19 protein-coding genes are annotated in these 21625 nt (G+C 65.6%); all 19 read right to left on the bottom strand.

Features of this window, described 5'->3' with window-relative positions:
* Nucleotides 1-277: 277 nt before the first annotated feature.
* Nucleotides 278-1978, bottom strand: a complete 1701-nt coding sequence (ureC, locus tag PIN01S_RS21405) for an urease subunit alpha (protein WP_084338791.1) — start codon at nucleotides 1976-1978, stop codon at nucleotides 278-280.
* 184 nt (nucleotides 1979-2162) lie between these two features.
* On the bottom strand, nucleotides 2163-2468 hold the full coding sequence (locus PIN01S_RS21410) for an urease subunit beta (protein WP_084338792.1): 306 nt from the start codon (nucleotides 2466-2468) through the stop codon (nucleotides 2163-2165).
* Nucleotides 2465-3001 carry a GNAT family N-acetyltransferase gene (locus PIN01S_RS21415; RefSeq protein WP_084338793.1) on the bottom strand — a complete coding sequence of 179 codons (537 nt, stop codon included), beginning with the start codon at nucleotides 2999-3001 and terminating at the stop codon, nucleotides 2465-2467. The genes PIN01S_RS21410 and PIN01S_RS21415 overlap by 4 nt, the downstream gene beginning before the upstream one ends.
* The gene (locus PIN01S_RS21420; RefSeq protein ID WP_084338794.1) at nucleotides 3001-3513 is read right to left on the bottom strand and encodes a GNAT family N-acetyltransferase; all 513 of its coding nucleotides are present in this window, start codon (nucleotides 3511-3513) and stop codon (nucleotides 3001-3003) included. The genes PIN01S_RS21415 and PIN01S_RS21420 overlap by 1 nt, the downstream gene beginning before the upstream one ends.
* 15 nt (nucleotides 3514-3528) lie before the next feature.
* Nucleotides 3529-3831, bottom strand: a complete 303-nt coding sequence (ureA, locus tag PIN01S_RS21425) for an urease subunit gamma (protein WP_084338795.1) — start codon at nucleotides 3829-3831, stop codon at nucleotides 3529-3531.
* A gap of 104 nt (nucleotides 3832-3935) precedes the next feature.
* Complete coding sequence (locus tag PIN01S_RS21430) at nucleotides 3936-4787, bottom strand: urease accessory protein UreD (RefSeq protein ID WP_084338796.1); 852 nt, start codon at nucleotides 4785-4787, stop codon at nucleotides 3936-3938.
* Complete coding sequence (urtE, locus tag PIN01S_RS21435) at nucleotides 4784-5482, bottom strand: urea ABC transporter ATP-binding subunit UrtE (protein ID WP_084338798.1); 699 nt, start codon at nucleotides 5480-5482, stop codon at nucleotides 4784-4786. Before urtE ends, PIN01S_RS21430 begins: the two co-directional genes overlap by 4 nt.
* 169 nt (nucleotides 5483-5651) lie before the next feature.
* The gene (urtD, locus tag PIN01S_RS21440) at nucleotides 5652-6500 is read right to left on the bottom strand and encodes an urea ABC transporter ATP-binding protein UrtD (protein ID WP_090257308.1); all 849 of its coding nucleotides are present in this window, start codon (nucleotides 6498-6500) and stop codon (nucleotides 5652-5654) included.
* Nucleotides 6497-7573, bottom strand: a complete 1077-nt coding sequence (gene urtC, locus PIN01S_RS21445) for an urea ABC transporter permease subunit UrtC (RefSeq protein WP_084338800.1) — start codon at nucleotides 7571-7573, stop codon at nucleotides 6497-6499. Before urtC ends, urtD begins: the two co-directional genes overlap by 4 nt.
* A gap of 91 nt (nucleotides 7574-7664) precedes the next feature.
* A complete protein-coding gene (gene urtB / locus PIN01S_RS21450) occupies nucleotides 7665-9236 on the bottom strand; it encodes an urea ABC transporter permease subunit UrtB (RefSeq protein WP_084338802.1) in 1572 nt (523 codons plus the stop codon).
* 143 nt (nucleotides 9237-9379) lie between these two features.
* A complete protein-coding gene (urtA, locus tag PIN01S_RS21455; RefSeq protein WP_084338804.1) occupies nucleotides 9380-10648 on the bottom strand; it encodes an urea ABC transporter substrate-binding protein in 1269 nt (422 codons plus the stop codon).
* A 254-nt stretch (nucleotides 10649-10902) separates the two neighbouring features.
* Complete coding sequence (gene tspR, locus PIN01S_RS21460) at nucleotides 10903-11502, bottom strand: MarC family protein (protein ID WP_084338806.1); 600 nt, start codon at nucleotides 11500-11502, stop codon at nucleotides 10903-10905.
* A gap of 23 nt (nucleotides 11503-11525) precedes the next feature.
* Nucleotides 11526-14297 (bottom strand): hybrid sensor histidine kinase/response regulator, encoded by a 2772-nt coding sequence (locus PIN01S_RS21465; protein WP_084338808.1) that lies wholly within the window; start codon nucleotides 14295-14297, stop codon nucleotides 11526-11528.
* A gap of 117 nt (nucleotides 14298-14414) precedes the next feature.
* Nucleotides 14415-15704, bottom strand: a complete 1290-nt coding sequence (gene purD, locus PIN01S_RS21470; protein ID WP_084338810.1) for a phosphoribosylamine--glycine ligase — start codon at nucleotides 15702-15704, stop codon at nucleotides 14415-14417.
* Nucleotides 15705-15918: 214 nt separating this feature from the next.
* Nucleotides 15919-17526: a bifunctional phosphoribosylaminoimidazolecarboxamide formyltransferase/IMP cyclohydrolase gene (gene purH, locus PIN01S_RS21475; protein ID WP_084338812.1), complete on the bottom strand. Its 1608-nt coding sequence runs from the start codon at nucleotides 17524-17526 to the stop codon at nucleotides 15919-15921.
* A gap of 93 nt (nucleotides 17527-17619) precedes the next feature.
* Nucleotides 17620-17940 (bottom strand): DNA-binding transcriptional regulator Fis, encoded by a 321-nt coding sequence (fis, locus tag PIN01S_RS21480; protein WP_084338814.1) that lies wholly within the window; start codon nucleotides 17938-17940, stop codon nucleotides 17620-17622.
* A complete protein-coding gene (gene dusB, locus PIN01S_RS21485; protein ID WP_084338816.1) occupies nucleotides 17937-18929 on the bottom strand; it encodes a tRNA dihydrouridine synthase DusB in 993 nt (330 codons plus the stop codon). Before dusB ends, fis begins: the two co-directional genes overlap by 4 nt.
* A gap of 229 nt (nucleotides 18930-19158) precedes the next feature.
* Nucleotides 19159-20550, bottom strand: a complete 1392-nt coding sequence (locus PIN01S_RS21490; protein ID WP_084338818.1) for a DUF3426 domain-containing protein — start codon at nucleotides 20548-20550, stop codon at nucleotides 19159-19161.
* A 122-nt stretch (nucleotides 20551-20672) separates the two neighbouring features.
* The gene (gene prmA, locus PIN01S_RS21495; RefSeq protein ID WP_084338820.1) at nucleotides 20673-21551 is read right to left on the bottom strand and encodes a 50S ribosomal protein L11 methyltransferase; all 879 of its coding nucleotides are present in this window, start codon (nucleotides 21549-21551) and stop codon (nucleotides 20673-20675) included.
* Between the last annotated feature and the right edge of the window lie 74 nt (nucleotides 21552-21625).

Consider the following 21625-nt stretch of genomic DNA (forward strand, 5'->3'; position numbering starts at 1 on the left):
TGTCGAACCTGCGGCAAGAAGCGGAAAAATAAGAAAGGAGGCCGGGAACTCGCGATCCGGGTTTGGCGTCGCGCGATGAGCGCTCGGGCGACGTGTCGCCTGGAATCTGGGCGAATGAATTCGCCCCTACGGGGGCTCGGTGTTGCGCTTTTGTAGGAGCGAGCTCTGCTCGCGAATCGGGCCTCGCCACCGCATCGCCAGCAGAGCTGGCTCCTACGAAAAGCGGGTCCGCCGTGGAGGCGAATTCATTCGTCCGTACCGCGCCACTTTGCAATCGTCAGAACAGGAAATACCGCTGCGCCATCGGTAGCACCTCCGCCGGCTCGCACCAGAGCAACTGGCCGTCGGCCTTGACCTGGTAAGTCTGTGGGTCGACGTCGATGGCCGGGGTGTAGCCGTTGTGGATCAGGTCGCTCTTCTGCACGTTGCGGCAGCCTTTTACCACGCCAATGGTTTTCTTCAGGCCCAACCGTTCGGGGACGCCCCCGTCGAAGGCGGCCTGGCTGATGAAGGTCAGGCTGCTGGCATGCAGGCTGCCGCCGAAGCTGCCGAACATCGGCCGGTAGTGCACCGGTTGCGGGGTGGGGATGGAGGCGTTGGCGTCGCCCATCAGGCTGGCGGCGATCACCCCGCCCTTGAGGATCAGCGAGGGTTTGACGCCGAAGAAGGCCGGGCGCCAGAGCACCAGGTCGGCCCACTTGCCCTCTTCGATGGAGCCCACTTCATGGCTGATGCCGTGGGTGATCGCCGGGTTGATGGTGTACTTGGCGATGTAGCGCTTGGCGCGGAAGTTGTCGTTGCCAGGGACGTCCTCGGCCAGAGCACCGCGCTGCTTTTTCATCTTGTCGGCGGTCTGCCAGGTGCGGGTGATCACTTCGCCGACGCGGCCCATGGCCTGGCTGTCGGAGCTGATCATGGAGAAGGCGCCGAGGTCGTGGAGGATGTCTTCGGCGGCGATGGTTTCGCGGCGGATGCGGCTCTCGGCGAAGGCCACGTCCTCGGCGATGCTCGGGTCGAGGTGGTGGCAGACCATCAGCATGTCGAGGTGTTCGTCGATGGTGTTGCGGGTGAACGGCCGGGTCGGATTGGTCGAACTGGGCAGCACATTCGGGAATCCACACGCTTTGATGATGTCCGGCGCGTGGCCGCCGCCGGCGCCTTCGGTGTGGTAGGTGTGGATGGTGCGGCCCTTGAAAGCGGCCAGGGTGGTTTCGACGAAGCCGGATTCGTTGAGGGTATCGGTGTGGATGGCAACCTGCACGTCATACCGGTCGGCCACGCCCAGGCAGTTGTCGATGGCCGCCGGGGTGGTGCCCCAGTCTTCATGCAGCTTGAGGCCAATGGCGCCGGCCTCGACCTGTTCGATCAGCGGTTCGGGCAGCGAGGCATTGCCCTTGCCGGTGAAGCCGAGGTTCATCGGGAAGGCGTCGGCGGCCTGGAGCATGCGCATCATGTGCCACGGGCCGGGAGTGCAGGTGGTGGCATTGGTGCCGGTGGCCGGTCCGGTGCCGCCGCCGATCATGGTGGTGACGCCGCTCATGAGGGCTTCTTCGATCTGCTGGGGGCAGATGAAGTGGATGTGCGTGTCGATGCCGCCGGCGGTGAGGATCATGCCTTCCCCGGCGATCACCTCGGTGCCGGCGCCGATGGCGATGGTGACGCCCGGCTGGATGTCCGGGTTGCCGGCCTTGCCGATGGCGGCGATGCGGCCGTTCTTGAGGCCGACGTCGGCCTTGACCACGCCCCAGTGGTCGAGGATCAGCGCATTGGTGATCAGCGTGTCGACCACGTCGGCGGCGCAGAGTTGGCCCTGGCCCATGCCGTCGCGGATCACCTTGCCGCCACCGAATTTCACTTCTTCGCCGTAGACGGTGAAGTCCTGTTCCACTTCGATCCACAGCTCGGTATCGGCCAGGCGCACCTTGTCGCCGACGGTAGGACCGAACATGTCGGCGTAGGCTTGGCGGGAAATTTTCATGACGGTGTTTCCTTGGTGCCTTTTCATAGGGGCGATGATCGTTCCCACGCTCTGCGTGGGAATGCAGCTCGCGACGCTCTGCGTCGCTGGGACGCGGAGCGTCCCGGTATGGGTGCCCACGCAGAGCGTGGGAACCATCGAGAAATGATGGGTATCGCTTCGCTCAACCCATCCTACCCAGGTGTTAAAGATCGCCCATGATGCGCCCGGCAAAGCCGAACACCCGGCGGTCGCCGGCCAGTTCCACCAGTTCCACCTCGCGGGTCTGGCCCGGTTCGAAGCGCACGGCGGTGCCGGCCGGGATGTTCAGGCGCATGCCGCGGGCGGCGGCGCGGTCGAAGGCGAGGGCGTCGTTGGTTTCGAAGAAGTGGTAGTGCGAGCCGACCTGGATCGGCCGGTCGCCACTGTTGGCGACGTTCAGGGTGACGGTGCGGCGGCCGGCGTTGAGTTCGATCTCGCCGTCCTGGATCCGGTATTCGCCGGGAATCATGACACTCTCCTCGACAGGGTCTTGTAGTAGATGGCATTGGCCCGGTACACGCCGTCCGGACCGCAGGCGTAGTCGGGCATTCCGCCGATGCAGGTGTAGCCCATCGCCTGGTAGAACTTCTCCGCCGGACAACCGGCCTCGGTGTCCAGATAGAGGAGGCCGCGTTGCAGCTCCTGCGCTTCGCCCTCCATGCGCTGCATCAGTTGCCGGGCAATGCCACGCCGGCGCGCGCTGGACAGCACCAGCAGCTTCTGCACTTCGGCGCGGTTCAGGCCGTTGCGATCCTGGCACAGGGCGAGCTGCACGCTGCCGAGCACCCGGCCGCCCGCCTCGGCCACCCAGAGCAACCGTGAGCCGTCATGCAGGCCCGGCAGGTAACGGTCGAACAGGGCGTTCGCTTCGGAGACGTGCATATCGGCGAGGAAACCCACCGAGGCGCCGTGCCGCACGGCATCCATCAGCAGCTCGGCGAGTCCCGGCCGATAGCGCTCGAAGTCGTCCGCGGCGACGCGGGTAATGGTCAGGTTGGACATCAGGTCGCACTCCGTTGCGGGTTGATGATCAGTTGCATGAAGGTCAGGTCGAGCCAGCGGCCGAACTTGGTGCCGACTTCGCGCAGTTGGCCGACGTGGACGAAGCCGAGCTGCTGGTGCATGTGGATCGAGGCGCGGTTCTCGCTCTCGATGCCGGCCACCATGACGTGTTTGCCGAGGGCACGGGCGCGGTCGATCAGGGCACGCATCAGCGCCTTGCCGATCCCGGCGCCGATGTGGTCGTTCTTCACGTAGACCGAGTGCTCGACGGTGTGCCGGTAGCCGTCCCAGGTGCGCCAGTCGCCGAAGGAGGCATAGCCGAGCACCTGGTCCTGCTCGTCGACGGCGACCAGCACCGGGTAGCCCTGGGCGTTGCGCTCGGCCAGCCAGGCGCGGCGGTTGGCCAGGTCGACGGTCTTCTCGTTCCAGATCGCCGTGGTGTTGAGCACGGCGTCGTTGTAGATCTCCAGGATGCCGGCGAGGTCGGCATCGGTGGCGTCACGGATGTGCATGGCGGTTCCTCTGAATCAGGGAATCGGTTGATGCACGGTGACCAGCTTGGTTCCGTCGGGGAAGGTGGCTTCCACCTGGATTTCCGGAATCATTTCCGGCACGCCTTCCATCACCTGCTCGCGGCTGAGCAGGGTGGTGCCGTAATGCATCAGCTCGGCGACGGTCTGGCCGTCGCGGGCGCCCTCCAGCAGGGCGGCGGAAATATAGGCCATGGCCTCCGGGTAGTTGAGCTTGAGACCACGGGCGAGACGGCGCTCGGCCACCAGGCCGGCGGTGAAGATCAGCAGCTTGTCTTTTTCGCGAGGGCTCAGATCCATCTCGTCACTCCAATCGTGAAGGGCAAGGGCTCGGCCTTGTCCCGCTGTCGGTTGCATCGGCGGAAAACGCTACGCGGTTTTCCCGCCGGCGAATGTCGGTTCGTTCATGTATTCCAGATGCGTGGCGCCAAGGCCTCGCGGCCCAGCAGCGCGGGGCGCAGCAGGCGCCAGAGGACGATCAGCCAGGCGCGGGCGTGCAATGCCTCGGCGGCCAGACAGCGGGCGACCAGCAGGCCGGGCAGTTGGGTCAGGTCGCCGCGTACTGCGCTGGGTAGCGCGCGGCAGGCGTCCAGCCGCGCGGCGTCGATTTCGCCGCTGGCGATCAGCGTAGCGAAGACCGGCTGGCCCGCCAGGCCGATGGGGGAGTCGAGCAGCCCGTCGCTGCCCACCACGCGCTGGCGCTCGTGCCAGAGCGACTGGCCGTCGCGGCGGATGTCCAGGCGTGCCTGGAAATGCCCGGCGTCGAAGCGTTCGCCGCTGGCCGGACGGCCCAGGGCGACGATATCCCAATAGAACAGACGGGCATCGCCGGTCAGTTCGATGCGGGACTCCAGTTCGGCTTGGGCACCGGAGTAGACGATGGTTTCCTGCGGCAGCCATTCGAGGGTGGCGCCGGCCGCGACCCGCAGGTCGAGGGTCTGCCGGGCCGGACCGGTGGCGCGGTACCACTTGGCCGCGCCGGGGCTGGTGAGTTGGGCCCAGGCGCCCTCGCCGACATGGGCGGAAATGGCCAGTCGATCGCCACCGGCGATGCCACCGGGCGGGTGCACGACGATGTGCTGGCAGACTTCAGGGCCTTCCGCATACAGGTGCTTCTGCACGCGCAAGGGGCCTTGATGACGACGCAATACCGGCCGGGTGCACTCGCCGATACGGGCATAGGCCAGCTCCAACTCGGCATGCCAGGACGGGGTGAACGCCGGCGCCTCCCGCTCTTCTCTTGCCGCTGCTGTCATATGGCAACCAACCCGCGTACGCCGTCGGCTTCCATGCTGTCTCCCCGGCCCTGCTGGACGATCTCGCCACGGGACATGACCAGATACTGGTCGGCCAGTTCGGCGGCGAAGTCGTAGAACTGTTCGACCAGCAGGATGGCCATGTCACCCCGCGCGGCGAGCTTCTTGATCACCGCGCCGATCTCCTTGATCACCGATGGCTGGATGCCTTCGGTGGGTTCGTCGAGGATCAGCAGCCGCGGTCGGCTGGCCAGGGCACGGCCGATGGCCAGTTGCTGCTGCTGGCCGCCGGAAAGGTCGCCGCCACGGCGCTGTTTCATTTCCCGCAGGACGGGGAACAGCTCGTAGATGAAGTCGGGCACCGCCTTGGCGTCCCTGGCGCTGAAACGCGACAGGCCCATCAACAGGTTTTCTTCCACCGTCAGCCGGGGAAAGATTTCGCGCCCTTGCGGCACATAGGCGATCCCGGCCTGCACGCGCTGGTGCGGCTTGAGCGCAGTGATCGCCCGGCCTTCCCAGTTCACCTGACCTTCCTTCGCCGGAACCAGGCCCATCAGGCAGCGCAGCAGGGTGGTTTTGCCCACGCCGTTGCGGCCGAGCAGACAAGTGACCTCGCCGACCCTCGCCTCGAACGACAGCCCCCGGAGGATATGGCTGCCGCCGTAGTACTGGTGAAGTTGATCAACGTGCAGCATGTGGTTCTCCCGATCGTTCCCACGCTCTGCGTGGGAGCCCATACCGGGACGCTCTGCGTCCCCAGCGACGCAGAGCGTCGCGAACTGCATTCCCACGCGGAGCGTGGGAACGATCACCAGCCATCAAAAAACACCGCTTTTACTTGCAGCTTAAAACTTGCCGCTGCCTTTATCGTCCCAGATACACCTCGATCACCCGCTCGTCCGCCTGCACCTGCTCCAGCGAGCCCTCGGCCAGAACGTGACCCTGGTGCAGTACGGTGACGTGGTCGGCGATGCTGCCAACGAAGCCCATGTCGTGTTCCACCACCATCAGCGAGTGCTTGCCGGCCAGGGACTTGAACAGCTCGGCGGTGAATTCGGTCTCGGCGTCGGTCATCCCGGCGACGGGTTCGTCGAGCAGCAGCAGTTGCGGGTCCTGGACTAACAGCATGCCGATCTCGAGGAATTGCTTCTGGCCGTGGGACAGCAAGCCGGCCGGGCGTTGCCGCGAGCCGTCCAGGCGGATGGTGGCGAGTACCTCGTCGATGCGGTCGCGCTGTTCGCCGGAGAGGCGGGCGCGCAGGCTGGCCCAGACCGACTTGTCGGTTTTCAGCGCCAGTTCGAGGTTCTCGAACACCGACAGCGCCTCGAATACCGTGGGCTTCTGGAACTTGCGACCGATGCCGGCCTGGGCGATCTCGACTTCGCTCATGTGGGTGAGGTCGAAGGTTTCGCCGAACCAGGCGGTGCCACTGTCCGGGCGGGTCTTGCCGGTGATCACGTCCATCAGCGTGGTCTTGCCGGCGCCGTTGGGGCCGATCACGCAGCGCAGCTCGCCGACGCCGATGTACAGCGTCAACTCGCGCAGGGCCTTGAAGCCGTCGAAGCTGACGTTGATGTCTTCCAACGTGAGGAGGGTGCCGTGGCGGACGTCAAGCTGCTTCCCGGCGCGCGAGCCGAGGCCGACGGCGTCGCGTCCGCTGCCGGCATCGAGAATGGGTTCGAGCATGAGTTCGGGGATGGCGCTGGCTTTCATGGTTGCCCCTTCTTCAACAGGCCGAATACGCCTTTGGGCAGGAACAGGGTGACGACGATGAACAGCGCGCCGAGGAAGAACAGCCAGTATTCCGGGAAGGCCACGGTGAACCAGCTCTTCATGCCGTTGACGATTCCGGCGCCGAGCAGCGGGCCGACCAGGGTGCCGCGTCCGCCGAGCGCGACCCAGACGGCGGCTTCGATGGATTGCGTCGGCGCCATTTCGCTGGGGTTGATGATGCCCACCTGCGGCACATAGAGCGCGCCGGCGAGGCCGCAGAGCACGGCGCTCAGGGTCCAGACGAACAGCTTGTAGCCGCGTGGGTCATAGCCGCAGAACATCAGGCGGTTCTCGGCGTCGCGCACGGCGGTGAGTACCCGGCCGAACTTGCTCTGTGCCAGCCGCCAGCCGAGGTAGAGGCTGCCAGCGAGCAGCGCCACGGTGGCGAGGAAGAGCACGGCGCGGGTGCCTGGCGCGGTGATCGAAAAACCGAGGATGCGGCTGAACCCGGTGAAGCCGTTGTTGCCGCCGAAGCCGGTTTCATTGCGGAAGAACAGCAGCATGCCGGCGAAGGTCAGCGCCTGGGTCATGATCGAGAAGTACACGCCCTTGATCCGCGAACGGAAGGCGAAGAAACCGAACACCAGCGCCAGCAGGCCGGGCACCAGCACCACCAGGGCCAGGCACCAGAGGAAGCTGCTGGTGCCGTACCAGTACCAGGGCAGTTCGGTCCAGGCGAGGAAGCTCATGAAGGCCGGCAGGCCGTCCCCAGCGCTCTGGCGCATCAGGTACATACCCATGGCGTAGCCGCCGAGGGCGAAGAACAGCCCGTGGCCGAGGGACAGCAGGCCGGCGTAGCCCCAGACCAGGTCCAGCGCCAGGGCGACGATGGCGTAGCAGAGAATCTTGCCCACCAGCGTCAGGGTGTAGGCGGAGACGTGCAGGGCGCTGTCCGGCGGTAACAGGTGCAGCAGGGGCAGGGCGACGAGCAGCGCCAGCAACGCGCCGAGCACCAGCGTGGTGACGGCCGGGCCGGCTTTCTGCGCGGCCGTGAGGGCAAGGGGCTGGTTCATCGGCGGTCACCTCGGGCGGGGTGCGCGAATACCGCGATGTTGCACATCTGTAGGGACGAATTCATTCGCCCACGCGTCAGTGGGACTCGGCTCAATCGATCACCCTCCCTTTCAGTGCGAACAGCCCCTGCGGGCGCTTCTGGATGAACAGGATGATCAGCGCCAGGATCAGAATCTTGCCCAGCACGGCGCCGATCTGCGGTTCGAGGATCTTGTTGGCGATGCCCAGGCCGAAGGCCGCTAGCACGCTGCCGGCGAGCTGGCCGACGCCGCCGAGTACCACCACCAGGAAGGAGTCGATGATGTAGCTCTGGCCGAGGTCGGGGCCGACGTTGCCGATCTGGCTCAGGGCGACGCCACCGAGGCCGGCGATGCCGGAGCCGAGGCCGAAGGCGAGCATGTCCACCCGGCCGGTGGGCACGCCGCAGCAGGCGGCCATGTTGCGGTTCTGGGTGACGGCACGGACGTTGAGGCCGAGGCGGGTCTTGTTCAGCAGCAGCCAGGTCAGCGCCACCACGAACAGGGCGAAGCCGATGATGATCAGGCGGTTGTAGGGCAGCACCAGGTTGGGCAGCACCTGGATGCCGCCGGACAGCCAGGCCGGGTTGGCGACCTCGACGTTCTGCGCGCCGAACGCCACGCGCACCAGTTGGATGAGGATCAGGCTGATGCCCCAGGTCGCCAGCAGGGTTTCCAGCGGGCGGCCGTAGAGAAAGCGGATCACGGTGCGTTCCAGCGCCATGCCGATGGCGGCGGTGACGAAGAAGGCCACCGGCAGCGCGGCCAGCGGGTAGATCGCCAGGTATTCCGGCGCAGCACGCTGGAACAGCAACTGCACCATGTAGGTGGTGTAGGCGCCGAGCATGAGCATTTCGCCGTGGGCCATGTTGATCACCCCGAGCAGGCCGAAGGTGATGGCCAGGCCGAGGGCGGCGAGCAGCAGGATGCTGCCCAGGGACAGGCCGCTGAAGGCTTGGCCGAGCAGTTCGCCCACCAGCAGGCGGCGCTTGATCTGCGCCAGGCTGGTCTCGGCGGCGGTGCGCACCGCGGCGTCCTGTTCGGCGCCGGGTTCGAGCAGGCCCTCCAGGCGGGTGCGTGCCAGCGGGTCGCCGGTTTCGCCGAGCAGGCGCACGGCGGCGAGGCGGATCGCCGGGTCCGGATCGGTCAGTTGCAGGTTGGCCAGGGCCAGGGCGAGAGCGTTCTTCACGGCTTCGTCCTGCTCGGCGACCATGCGCCGGTTGAGCAAGGGCAATTGCGCGGGGCGGGCGCTCTTTTGCAGTTGCTGGGCGGCGGCCAGGCGGGCGGCGGCATCGTCGGCCAGCAGCGCGTGGCTGGCCAGGGCGCCGTTGAGCAGGCCGCGCAAGCGGTTGTTCAGGCGCAGTTTGCGCGTTGTCCCCACGGGTTCGGCGCTGCCTTCGAGCGGTTTCAGCGTGCCGGACTCGTCGACGAAGGGATGTTTCTCGCCATCCAGGGCGATGCGCCCTTGTTGCAAGGCCTCGAGCAGCGGCAGGCGGGCGGGATCGGGCTCGGCTCCCCAGCTTTCCAGCAGCTTGGCCTGCTTGGCCGGGTTGGCCCGGGCGAAATCGGCGGCGTCGTCGGCATGGCTGGTCAGCGGCAGCAACAAGGTCAGTGACAGCAGGATTCGTATGACGGCAGTGGGCATTGCAAGGTCCTTCGAATGGAGCCGTAGCCTGGATGCGTCCGGGCTAGGGACACCCTCTCCCCCGGCCCCTCTCCCGCAAGCGGGAGAGGGGAGCAAGCCCTCTCTCATCGCTGGAGAGAGGGACGGGAAAAGGGCTTTCCTGCTCAGTTCGACTTCACCGCGTAGTCCGGCTTCTTGTCGTTGCCCGGGATGAACGGGCTCCACGGCTGGGCCCGGATCGGGCTGGAGGTTTCCCAGACCACGGAGAACTGCCCGTCTTCCTGGATCTCGCCGATCATTACCGGCTTGTGCAGGTGGTGGTTGGTCTTGTCCATGGTCAGGGTGTAGCCGGATGGTGCGGCGAAGGTCTGGCCGGCGAGGGCTTCGCGAACCTTGTCGACATCCGTGCTGCCGGCTTTCTCGACGGCCTGGGCCCACATGTGGATGCCGACGTAGGTGGCTTCCATCGGGTCGTTGGTCACCGCCTTGTCGGCGCCCGGCAGGCCCTTGGCCTTGGCGTAGGCTTTCCACTTGTCGACGAATGCGGTGTTGACCGGGTTTTCCACCGACTGGAAGTAGTTCCAGGCGGCCAGGTGGCCGACCAGCGGCTTGGTATCGATGCCGCGCAATTCCTCTTCGCCCACGGAGAAGGCCACCACCGGCACGTCGGTGGCTTCCAGGCCCTGGTTGGCCAGTTCCTTGTAGAAGGGCACGTTGGAGTCGCCGTTGACGGTGGAGATCACCGCGGTCTTGCCGCCGGCGGAGAATTTCTTGATGTTGGCGACGATGGTCTGGTAGTCGCTGTGGCCGAAGGGGGTGTAGACCTCTTCGATGTCCTTCTCCGCCACGCCCTTGGAAATCAGGAAGGCGCGCAGGATCTTGTTGGTGGTGCGCGGGTAGACGTAGTCGGTGCCGAGCAGGAAGAAACGCTTGGCGCCGCCGCCGTCTTCGCTCATCAGGTACTCGACGGCCGGGATGGCCTGCTGGTTCGGCGCCGCGCCGGTGTAGAAGACGTTCGGCGACAGCTCTTCGCCTTCGTACTGCACCGGGTAGAACAGCAGGCCGTTGAGTTCTTCGTAGACCGGCAGCACGGATTTGCGCGATACCGAGGTCCAGCAGCCGAAGGTCACCGCCACCTTATCCTGGGTCAGCAACTGGCGCGCCTTTTCGGCGAACAGCGGCCAGTTGGAGGCCGGGTCGACCACTACGGGTTCGAGTTGCTTGCCGAGCACGCCGCCCTTCGCGTTGATCTCGTCGATAGTCATCAACGCCATGTCCTTGAGTGAGGTCTCGGAGATGGCCATGGTGCCCGACAGCGAGTGGAGGATGCCGACCTTGATGGTCTCGGCGGCCTGGGTGCTGTACGGGAACAGGCCGCTGAGCAGCAGAGCGCTGACGGCCAGGGTGGATTTCAGAAGAGGACGGCGTTTCATGTGGCGGGCTCCAATCCATGCGCATCTTTTTAGGGGTGAGACCCAGCGGGTCACAGAGCCAATGGCAGCATCCGTGCCAAGCGCTGCAAACGCCCGAGTTCAAGGGTTTTGCGGAGAAATGCAGGGATCGTCTGCGAAATGCATCGCACTCGTTTGGTGCGAGGCAGGGGCGGGTTGTCCGGTTGCCGCCAGCGGTTTGCCCCCGTTTGGGGCGTAGCCGTGCTGGCGGATGGCGATCGCCGGAGATGGGACGATCAGGGCGTGGCGAGGTAGTTCTTCACCCCGGTGAAGATGATCTGTGCGGCGAGGGCGCAGACGAACAGCCCCATCAGGCGGCTGACGATCTGCAGGCCCTGGTCGCCGAGCAGGCGTTCGAAGCGGTTCGACAGGTACAGCACCAGGCCGACGGTGAGGCTGGCCAGGAGGATCGCCAGCACGGCGAGCAGCTTGTCGTCCCAGTGCGGCTGGGTGGCGCCCATCACCAGCAGCGCACCGATGGTGCCGGGACCGACGGTGAGGGGGATGGTCAGCGGCACGATGGTCACGTCCTGCTGGACGTTGTCGCTCTGCACGGCGGACTTGCCCTGGGCCATGCCCAGCGCGGAAATGAACAGCACGCTGCCGGCGCCGATGCGGAAGGCATCGATGGTGATGCCGAACAGCACGAAGATGTGCCGGCCGAACAGGTAGAGCAGCACGCTGGCGACCAGCACACCGAGGGCGACCTTCCAGGCCAGCCGCTTGCGCTCCTTCACCGTGTAGCCGCGGCTGAGGCCGATAAAGCAGGACAGCACGAAGAACGGGCTGTAGAGCACCAGTAGTCTCAGGTAAAGGCTGAACAACTCGGAAAGCATAAAGGGCTCTTGTCAGGGGGGCGTCAGGGCAGCACGTGCTGGCGGCGCAATTCCTTTTCCGTCACCCAATGCTCGATGAGCTCGCGCAATTGCGACAGTTCCACCGGCTTGGCCATGTGACCATCCATGCCGACCTGGCGGGCGCGCTCCTTGTGCTCGGCGAGGATGTGCGCGGTGAGCGCCACCACCGGCGTGCGCGGGCGCTGCTCGCGGATTTCCCATTCCCGCAGTTGCTCGGTGGCGGAGAAGCCGTCGAGCACGGGCATTTCGCAGTCCATCAGCACCAGGTCGTACTGCTTGGTTTTCATCGCACTGAGGGCTTCTTCGCCGTTGCTGGCGGTATCCGGCTGCAGGTTGAGCTTGCTCAGCATGCCGCGGATGACCTTGGTGGAAATGGTGTTGTCTTCGGCGACCAGGATGCGGAAGTCGCTGGGCACGGCGAGCGGCTCGCTGACCGGTGTCGGCGGCAGGCGCGTGCCGGCGCCTTTCTTGCGCTGGGCCAGTTCGTCGGCGAGGGTGGTCTTGAGCGTGTAGCCGGCCACCGGCTTGGCCAGGATGCGCTTGATGCCGGCGTTGCGGGCGATGATCTTGCTCGGCGCGTTACTGATGCCGGTGAGCATGATCACCAGGATGTCGTGGCTGAGGTTGGGGTCTTCCTTGATCTTCGCCGCCAGCTGCATGCCGGACATGCCTGGCATTTCCTGGTCGAGCAGAACCACGTCGAAGTATTCGCGCAGGTGCGCCTTGGTCCGCAGCAGGGCCAGCGCTTCCTTGCCGGACGGCACGGCGCTGACCGCCAGGCCCCAGGCGCTGCACTGCTGCACCAGCACCTTGCGGCAGGTGTCGTTGTCGTCCACCACCAGCAGGCGGGCGCCTTGCAGGGTGCTGTCCAGGTCGGTGACCGGCTGTTCCAGGCGCTCGGCGTCCAGCGGCAGGGTCAGCCAGAGCGTGTTGCCCTGGCTGCCGCCGCTCTGGATGCCGAACTGCCCGTCCATCAGGCCTACCAGTTGGCGGGCGATGATCAGGCCGAGGCGGCCGCCGAGCTTGGTGGCGGAGAGGAAATCCTTGCTGTGCAGCTCGGCGTTGAGCAGCGCCTCGCGTTCGCTGGCTTCCAGCGGTCGGCCGCTGTCCTGCACGGCGATGCGCAGGCGCGGGCTGTCGCCGCTGCTGTCCAAGGCGACCACCAACAGGATTTCGCCTTCGTCGGTCTGCTTGAAGGCATTATCCAGCAGGCTCAGCAGGGTCTGGCGCAGGCGCGTCGGGTCGCCGCTGATCACCCGCGGTACTTGCGGCTGCATGAAGCTGATCAGCTCCACCTTCTGCTGCTCGGCCTTGGCGCGGAAGATGTCGAGGCAGTCCTCGACCAGCGCGTTGAGGTCGAACTGGACGTCGTCCAGCTCGATCTGCCCGGATTCCAGCTTGGATATGTCGAGAATCTCGTTGATCAGCGTAAGCAGTTCGTTGCCGGCGCTGTGGATGGTCTGTACGTAGTCGCGCTGCTTGGCCGACAGCGGCGTGCCCAACAACAGCTCGGTCATGCCCAGCACGCCGTTCATCGGGGTGCGGATTTCATGACTGATCTTGGCGAGGAATTCGGCCTTGGCCTTCAGTTCGGCCGAGCTGGCTGCCAGGGCGCGGCTGGCGGTGAACTTGTCCTGGACGATGCGCCGCTGGCGTTCCGCCAGGGCCAGGCTGAGCATCATGCCGCTGACCGTGGAAACGGCCAGCAGGCCGTAGACCAGCCAGTCCGATTTCACCTGCCAGTAGCCGAACAGCACCGGCAGGGTGCCGATGAAGGCGAAGCAGAAGATCAGTACAGCCAGGGTGAACAGCCGGGCCGGCCGGTAGCCATGGGCCCAGTGGTAGGCGGACACCAGCAGGATGGTGAGCCCGGCCAGGGCGGAGAGCAGGTAGACCAGTTGGTTGAATTGCAGGTCCGTGGCGATCAGCAGTACCAGGCAGATCAGGCCGATCGCCACGATTTCGCCGATAAGCAGGCCGGTGAGCGGCGTATTGGAGCAGACCCGGCGGAAGAAGCTGGCGGTGAAGGCCAGCGCGCCGAGCATCGCCAGCAGCATGGAGAGGTTGGCGATCTGCGGCTGGGCGGTCTGCCATTCGCCGAGCCAGGGGGTGCTGATGCCCAGCAGGCTGAGCGCGGTACTGAGGATAGCGAGCTGGGTGCCGGCCAGCCACAGGCTGCTCAGGGCGTGGGTGTAGACGAAGCGCAGCAGGTTATACAGGACCAGCATGACCAGGCCGCCGACCAGCAGGCCGATGAGCAGCGGACGGTTATCGTCGGCGGCCATCATCGCGGCGGATTGCAGGCTGACGGTGGGGCGCAGGGCATGTTCCGAAGCCAGACGCAGATAGATATCCAGCGGCTCGCGGGCAATGGGGAGCGGCAACAGGAAGTCGCGGCTGGGCAGGGGGCGGTCGGCGAAGGGCAGGCGCGCGCCGGTGCGGGTATGGGCGACCAGTTCGTCGCCGCGCATCACGTACAGGTCGAGATAGGCGAGGTAGGGCGCGAAGACCCGTATCAGTTGTTCGCGGTCTTCGGGCTGCAGGCGGTAGCGCAGCCAGAGGGCGTTGGGACCGCCCGGGGTGTAGAGCTGGTCGAGTTCGACCGGGGTGAATTGCGAATGGTAGCGGGGGGAGCGGATGTCGCCGAGCTGCAGTGTGGCGTCGTGGTCGATCAGCGCGAACCACTGTCCCTCCTGCGCCTGGGCAGGTAACTGACAGAGCAGGGTCAGCAGGAGGCTGACGAAGAGGGCTATGGCATTCCTGAGCCGACGCACGGCGAAGTCCCTTCGTGAGTAAGTGGCCCGATTATAGACAAGCGCCCGCCCCCGAGTAACGCACCGAAGTCAGACATAAGTCCGACTTCGACACGCTTTTTTCGCTTTTTCTGCGTTTTATTTCTCGCCACGTTCCCGGGCGATGGCGCGGTAGCCGATGTCCTTGCGGTAGAAACTGCCGTTCCAGCGGATCTGCTCGGCCAGGCGGTAGGCCTGTTGCTGGGCGGACGACACGCTCGGGCCGATGGCGGTGGCGCACAGCACGCGGCCGCCGGCGGTGACGACCTGGCCGTCCTTCAGCGCGGTACCGGCGTGGAATACCTTGCCGTCGATCCTGGCGGCGGCGTCCAGTCCCTCGATCACGTCACCCTTGGCGTAGTCGCCCGGGTAGCCGCCGGCGGCGATCACCACGCCCACTGTCGGGCGCGGGTCCCAGGTCGCCTCGACCTTGTCCAGGGCCTTGGCCAGGGCGGCCTCGATCAGCAGCACCAGGGAGGATTCCAGGCGCAGCATGACCGGCTGGGTTTCCGGGTCGCCGAAGCGGCAGTTGAACTCGATCACCTTGGGCGCGCCGGTCTTGTCGATCATCAGGCCGGCATAGAGGAAGCCGGTGTAGACGTTGCCTTCCTCGGCCATGCCGCGCACGGTCGGCCAGATCACTTCGTCCATCACGCGCTGGTGCACGTCCGGGGTGACCACCGGTGCCGGGGAGTAGGCGCCCATGCCGCCGGTGTTGGGACCGCTGTCGCCGTCGCCGACGCGCTTGTGATCCTGGCTGGTGGCCATCGGCAGGACGTTCTGGCCATCGACCATGACGATGAAGCTGGCTTCCTCGCCTTCGAGGAACTCTTCGATCACCACCCGCGCCCCGGCGTCACCGAAGGCATTGCCGGAGAGCATGTCGCGCACGGCGGCTTCGGCTTCCTCGAGGGTCATGGCGACGATCACGCCCTTGCCGGCGGCCAGGCCGTCGGCCTTGATCACGATCGGTGCGCCCTGTTCGCGCAGATAGGCCAGTGCCGGTTCGACGTCGGTGAAGTTCCGGTAGGCGGCGGTGGGAATCTTGTGGCGGGCGAGGAAGTCCTTGGTGAAGGCCTTGGAGCCTTCCAATTGGGCGGCAGCGGCGGTGGGGCCGAAGATCGCCAGGCCGCGGCGGCGGAACAGGTCCACCACACCGGCGACCAGCGGAGCCTCGGGGCCGACGATGGTCAGTTGCACGTTCTGCTCGGCGAAATCGGCCAGCTTGTCCAGCGCCAATACGTCGAGGGCGACGTTCTCGCACTTCGCCTCGGTGGCGGTACCGGCGTTGCCCGGCGCGACGAAGACCTTCTCCACACGCGGGTCCTGGGCGACTTTCCACGCCAGGGCGTGTTCACGGCCACCGCTGCCGATGATCAATACGTTCATGAATTTCTCCCTATGGAGCCGAGCCTGCGGCCCGTTCGGCGGATAAACAGAGTGTTATCCATCCTACGAAAAACTTGGCAATTCAGAAGTGAGGTCGCAATGAAGCCGGTAGATGCAAGGCGCCCTGGGTTTCGACAAGCGGAGTTGCCGACTGGCAATGAGCATTGGAGGAACCCAGGGCAACACAGCAGATGCCGGTTTCAGTGCGGCCGGATCAATGCCTGAAATGGCGCATGCCAGTAAATACCATGGCGATGCCGGCTTCGTCGGCGGCGGCGATGACTTCATTGTCGCGCATCGAGCCACCCGGCTGGATCACCGCGGTGATACCGGCCGCCGCGGCGTTGTCGATGCCGTCGCGGAACGGGAAGAAGGCGTCGCTGGCCATCACCGCGCCTTTCACTTCCAGTCCGGCGTGCTCGGCCTTGATGGCGGCGATGCGGGCGGAGTTCACGCGGCTCATCTGGCCGGCGCCGACACCGACGGTCTGGCGGTTCTTGGCGTAGACGATGGCGTTGGATTTGACGAACTTGGCCACCTTCCAGGCGAACACCAGGTCATGGATTTCCTGCTCGGTGGGGGCGCGCTTGGTCACCACCTTGAGGTCGGACGCCTGGATCATGCCGATGTCGCGGCTCTGCACCAGCAGGCCGCCGTTGACGCGCTTGAAGTCCCAGCCCGGTGCACGCTCGGCCGGCCACTCGCCACACTCGAGCAGGCGTACGTTGGCCTTGGCGGCGACCACGTCGCGAGCGGCCTGGGTGACCTTGGGCGCGATGATCACTTCGACGAACTGGCGCTCGACGATGGCCTTGGCAGTTTCGCCGTCCAGTTCGCGGTTGAAGGCGATGATGCCGCCGAACGCGGATTCGGTGTCGGTGGCGTAGGCCAGGTCATAGGCCTTGCGGATGCCGCCTTCGTCTTCCGGCACCACGGCGACGCCGCAGGGGTTGGCGTGCTTGACGATGACACAGGCCGGCTTGACGAAGCTCTTCACGCACTCCAGGGCTGCGTCGGTATCGGCGACGTTGTTGAAGGAGAGTTCCTTGCCCTGCAGTTGGCGCGCGGTGGCGACGCTGGCCTCGGCCGGCTTGCTCTCGACGTAGAAGGCCGCGCTCTGGTGCGGGTTCTCGCCGTAGCGCATTTCCTGGGCCTTGATGAACTGGCTGTTGAAGGTGCGCGGGAAGGCGCCGCGGCTCTCTGTGGAGAGGGTATCGCGGCTCTGGTCGATGGTGCCCAGGTAGTTGGCGATCATGCCGTCGTAGGCGGCGGTGTGCTCGAAGGCCTTCAGCGCCAGGTCGAAGCGCTGGGCGTAGGTCAAGCCGCCGGCCTTGAGATTTTCGACGATACCGGCGTAGTCGCCGGCGTTGACCACGATGGCAACGTCCTTATGGTTCTTCGCCGCGGAACGGACCATGGTCGGTCCGCCGATATCGATGTTCTCGATGGCGGTGGGCAGGTCGCAATCGGGCTTGGCCACGGTGGCTTCGAAGGGGTAGAGATTGACCGCCACCAGATCGATCGGCTTGATGCCGTGCTGCTCCATCACCGCGCCGTCGAGGTCGCGACGGCCAAGGATGCCGCCATGGATCTTCGGATGCAGGGTCTTGACCCGGCCGTCCATCATTTCCGGGAAGCCGGTGTAATCGGCGACTTCCACCGCGGCGATGCCGTTGTCCTTGAGCAGCTTGTAGGTCCCGCCGGTGGACAGGATCTCCACCCCGAGCGCGACGAGTTCGCGGGCGAAGTCAAGGATACCGGTCTTGTCGGAAACGCTGATCAGTGCGCGGCGGACGGGAATGCGGGTGGTCTGGTCGGTCATAACGATTCCATCAGGGTTTTAGCTGCAAGCTACAAGCGGCAAGCTACAAGAAGAAACGCCTCGACTTGAGGCTTGTGGCTTGCCGCTTGAGGCTTAGAGAAGGTCGTACTGCTTGAGCTTCTTGCGTAGCGTGCCGCGGTTGAGGCCGAGCAGTTCGGAGGCCTTGGTCTGGTTACCTTTCACGTAATTCATGACGGTTTCCAGCAAGGGGGCTTCCACTTCGGAAAGCACCAGATTGTAGACGTCGGTGACGGAGGCCCCTTCGAGGTGGGCGAAATAGTTGCGCAGCGCTTTTTCCACGCTGCCGCGCAGGGTCTGGCCCTCTTCACTCGGCGTGGTCAGGTGCTGTTTCAGGTTGACGTTGTCGCTCACGGGTGCGGTTCCACTCACTAAAGTCTCGGTCATCGTCGTCATGCGGCCACCTCTTCTCCGTTCTGACGTTCGGCGAAGTACTGCCGAACGTTGGCGCATTGCGCGTCCGTATTGTCCAAACGATTGAAATGGGCGCGAAACTCCCTGGCGCCCGGCAGAGTTGCGAGATACCAGCCGACATGCTTGCGGGCGATGCGTACGCCCATTTCCTCGCCATAGAAGGCGTGAAGCGCGGCCAGGTGCTCAAGCAGAATGCGTTCCACCTCGGTCAACGACGGCGGCGGCAGTTCGTTGCCGGTCGCCAGGTAATGTTCGATCTCACGGAAGATCCACGGCCGCCCCTGGGCAGCCCGGCCGATCAACAGCGCATCGGCGCCGGTGCGTTCGAGCACCGTGCGGGCCTTGCGCGGCGAGTCGATGTCGCCATTGGCGAACACCGGCATCGATACCGCCTGCTTGATCGCGGCAATGGTGTCGTACTCGGCTTCGCCGGTGTACAGATCGGCGCGGGTACGGCCATGCACGGCCAGCGCGGCGATCCCGGCCTGCTCGGCGATCTTCGCCACGCGCAAGCCGTTCTTGTTCTGACGGTCCCAGCCGGTGCGGATCTTCAGGGTCACCGGCACGTCCACCGCGGCGACCACTGCCTGAAGAATCGCTTCGACCAGGCTTTCGTCCTTCATCAGAGCGGAGCCGGCGGCCTTGTTGCAGACCTTCTTGGCCGGACAGCCCATGTTGATGTCGATGATCTGGGCGCCCAACTCGACGTTACGCCGGGCCGCTTCCGCGAGCATCTGCGGGTCACCCCCGGCGATCTGCACCGAGCGTGGCTCCGGGTCCCCTTCGTGCAGCAGGCGCAGTCGCGACTTGCGGCTGTTCCACAGGCGCACGTCGCTGGTGACCATCTCGGACACGACCAGGCCGGCGCCGAGGCGACGGCACAGCAGACGAAACGGTCTGTCGGTGACGCCTGCCATGGGGGCGAGGATCAACCGGTTGGGCAACGTGTAAGGGCCGATGCGTACCGCCATGTGTCTTCCCTGCTTGGAGACTGCGCTCAGGTTCGATCGGGGGACTATGAAAAAGGGTGGGCATGATACCCGCTCTCGATGACCGGATAAAGGCTGTTTTGTATATATTCTGAACAGTCTTTGCGCTGTTTTTGTATATATTCTGAACAGCCGCCGGCTTATCGCCAACGGTTCGCTGGTGCTTAATAAATGGCGGAAATGATGGGGCCCGAAAGGCCGGGCGAATGGCCTACTCGGGCGAGTGGAAGCTGAGACTGTAGTTCACGGCCTTGGCACCCGGGTCGAGGATATCCAGGGAAATGTGAATGGGCGTCTGCGGCGGCATTTCCGTCTGTCCGGCCAGCTCGCCGCCCAGGTATTCGCTCGGCTTGAACCGGCGACTGGCCAGGAGTTGACCGTTGAGGTCGGCGAAGCGCAGTTCCAGCAGCGGGAACGGCTGGGCGAAAGGCGCCCGGTTGTAGAGGATGGCATCCACCACCAGCGCGCCGGCGAATTGCGGGTGGCTGCGGACCACCAGGTTGCTGCTCTTGATCTGGGCGATATCCACCTTGGACGGCAGCGTGCAGCTGAGTTCCGGGCAAAGCTGCTCGAACCAGGGGCGATAGCGGTCCTGGCGCGCCAGTTCGTCGAAGTGATACCAGACGTACTGCCCGCCGAGCGCGAGCAGGGCCAGCAGGTTCAGCAGGCCCCAGCCGATCCAGCGACCCCAGGGTTTCTTCGGTCGTTGCCAGTCCAGTTGCAGCGGTTCGTCTGCCAGGTCGTAGAGGCTGTCGTCGCGCAGTGCCGGTTCCTGGCGGGAGGACTGCCGAGGCGCTTCGGACTCGGGCTCGTCATCATCCGTAGTGGGCGCTTCGGCGGTCACGTCGTCGAAACCGTAGAAATCGCCCAACGGATCGTCGTCGCGTTCGGCCTGCAGTTGCAGGTCGCCCCGTTCCTCGTCGCCCTCATCGGCGGACAACCTGGAAATCAAAGGTTCACTGCGTGGTTTGGCGCTCGCCGGAACCTCGGGGATCTCCTCGGGTGCCGGGGCGACAGCCGGAGCGGAGAACTTCGGCGGCAACGAAGCCGGCGGCGGTGTCAGGCTGGCCGGGCGGCTTGGAGGCTCCTCGTTGAGCAGGGCCTCGGCCCAGGATTCGTCGTGTCGGTTCGGCGCTTCTTCCTGGGGTTTCAGCAGGCTTTCCCCGGGTTTCGGCGCTTTCTCCAGGGCGAGGAATTCCTTCGACAGCAGCGCCTGCTCTTCCCGTTCCAGCTTCGCCAGCTCTTCATCCAAGTCGAGGCTGTCCAGGTCGAGGTCGTCGTGAATCCACAGCGTATCGCTGGCCGGCTTTCCGGCCGGAGGCGTCGGTAGCGGCCGAGGCGGTACAACGGCCGGCGCTGCCTGGGCCGGTTGCGCCGGGGGGGGCGATGCCGTGACCGGCGGCGCAGCAGGCTTGGCGGGCGGCATGGGAGGCTGCGCCGGTTGTGTGGCAGCCGGTTGCGCGCCGAGCAGATGCCGGGCGGCATTGAAGACATGCAGACAGGCACCGCACCGTACTGCGCCATGGGCTGCGCCGAGCTGCGCGCGGTTGACGCGGAAGCTGGTCTGGCAATGGGGGCATTGGGTGACGAAGGTTTCGGTCATGCAAGGGTCCGGCGGCCGGCGGTCCGGCGAAAACAAGCGGCTAGTCTAACGCAAGCGCTCGCGGCTGCGGCAGAGGGGCTGCGGCGGAACTTGCCCGGCGTCACCGAAACGCCGGGCAGAAATCAGCGGCGGCGGCCGCTGATGCGAACCCAGCCGTCCTTTTCCGCGGTCGGATCGAGTTCGAAGGCGTCCTGGTAGGCGGCGCGGACCTCGTCCGCCTGTTCGGCGAGCACGCCGGACAGCACCAGGAGGCCGCCGGGCCTAACCAGTCGGGTAATCTGCGGTGCCAACGAAACCAGCGGGGCGGCGAGGATATTGGCAACCACCACGTCGGCCTGTTCGGCCGGCAGCGCTTCCGGCAGGTAAAGCGGGAAGCGTGCGGGGGCGATGCCATTGCGCTCGGCATTGTCCCGCGAGGCCTCCAGGGCCTGGGGATCGATATCGGTGCCCACGGCGCGTTCGGCGCCGAGAAGCAGGGCGGCGATGGCGAGGATGCCCGAGCCGCAGCCGAAGTCCAGCAACTGGCGACCCGTGAGGTCCTGGCCATCCAGCCACTCCAGGCAGAGCGCGGTGGTCGGGTGAGTGCCGGTGCCGAAGGCCAAGCCCGGATCGAGCAGCAGGTTGACCGCGTCGGGCTTCGGTGCGGCGTGCCAGCTCGGGACGATCCACAGGCGGCGACCGAAGCGCATCGGCTGGAAGTTGTCCATCCAACTGCGCTCCCAGTCCTGGTCTTCGATGCGTTCGATCTGGTGCTCCGGCAGCGGGCCGCCGGTGAGCAGCTCGAGATGGGCGACCAGATTGGCCGGGTCCACATCGGCCTCGAACAGGGCGAGAAGATGAGTGTGGGACCAGAGCGGCGTGGTGCCCAGGTCCGGTTCGAAGATCGGTTGGTCCTCGGCATCCATGAACGTCACCGACACGGCCCCGACGCCGAGCAGGGCGTCTTCGTAGGTTTCAGCCTGTTCCGGGGTGATGGCGAGGCGGACTTGTAGCCACGGCATGGGGGAGCTCCCTTTGGGAGCAGCTTCAAGCCACAAGCTTCAAGCTGCAAGAAAAAAGCGAGGGAGCGGACTGG

This window comes from Pseudomonas indica NBRC 103045, from assembly GCF_002091635.1.
Lineage (GTDB): Bacteria > Pseudomonadota > Gammaproteobacteria > Pseudomonadales > Pseudomonadaceae > Pseudomonas_M > Pseudomonas_M indica.

Bases quoted from the DNA above. Each gene is read 5' to 3' on its own strand.
- urtD (WP_090257308.1), bottom strand. From the start codon at position 6,500: ATGAAAGCCAGCGCCATCCCCGAACTCATGCTCGAACCCATTCTCGAT.
- fis (WP_084338814.1), bottom strand. From the start codon at position 17,940: ATGACGACGATGACCGAGACTTTAGTGAGTGGAACCGCACCCGTGAGC.
- PIN01S_RS21430 (WP_084338796.1), bottom strand. From the start codon at position 4,787: ATGACAGCAGCGGCAAGAGAAGAGCGGGAGGCGCCGGCGTTCACCCCG.
- PIN01S_RS21415 (WP_084338793.1), bottom strand. From the start codon at position 3,001: ATGTCCAACCTGACCATTACCCGCGTCGCCGCGGACGACTTCGAGCGC.
- PIN01S_RS21410 (WP_084338792.1), bottom strand. From the start codon at position 2,468: ATGATTCCCGGCGAATACCGGATCCAGGACGGCGAGATCGAACTCAAC.
- PIN01S_RS21420 (WP_084338794.1), bottom strand. From the start codon at position 3,513: ATGCACATCCGTGACGCCACCGATGCCGACCTCGCCGGCATCCTGGAG.
- prmA (WP_084338820.1), bottom strand. From the start codon at position 21,551: ATGCCGTGGCTACAAGTCCGCCTCGCCATCACCCCGGAACAGGCTGAA.
- ureA (WP_084338795.1), bottom strand. From the start codon at position 3,831: ATGGATCTGAGCCCTCGCGAAAAAGACAAGCTGCTGATCTTCACCGCC.
- ureC (WP_084338791.1), bottom strand. From the start codon at position 1,978: ATGAAAATTTCCCGCCAAGCCTACGCCGACATGTTCGGTCCTACCGTC.
- purH (WP_084338812.1), bottom strand. From the start codon at position 17,526: ATGACCGACCAGACCACCCGCATTCCCGTCCGCCGCGCACTGATCAGC.
- PIN01S_RS21490 (WP_084338818.1), bottom strand. From the start codon at position 20,550: ATGACCGAAACCTTCGTCACCCAATGCCCCCATTGCCAGACCAGCTTC.
- dusB (WP_084338816.1), bottom strand. From the start codon at position 18,929: ATGGCGGTACGCATCGGCCCTTACACGTTGCCCAACCGGTTGATCCTC.
- purD (WP_084338810.1), bottom strand. From the start codon at position 15,704: ATGAACGTATTGATCATCGGCAGCGGTGGCCGTGAACACGCCCTGGCG.
- urtE (WP_084338798.1), bottom strand. From the start codon at position 5,482: ATGCTGCACGTTGATCAACTTCACCAGTACTACGGCGGCAGCCATATC.
- urtB (WP_084338802.1), bottom strand. From the start codon at position 9,236: ATGCCCACTGCCGTCATACGAATCCTGCTGTCACTGACCTTGTTGCTG.
- tspR (WP_084338806.1), bottom strand. From the start codon at position 11,502: ATGCTTTCCGAGTTGTTCAGCCTTTACCTGAGACTACTGGTGCTCTAC.
- urtA (WP_084338804.1), bottom strand. From the start codon at position 10,648: ATGAAACGCCGTCCTCTTCTGAAATCCACCCTGGCCGTCAGCGCTCTG.
- urtC (WP_084338800.1), bottom strand. From the start codon at position 7,573: ATGAACCAGCCCCTTGCCCTCACGGCCGCGCAGAAAGCCGGCCCGGCC.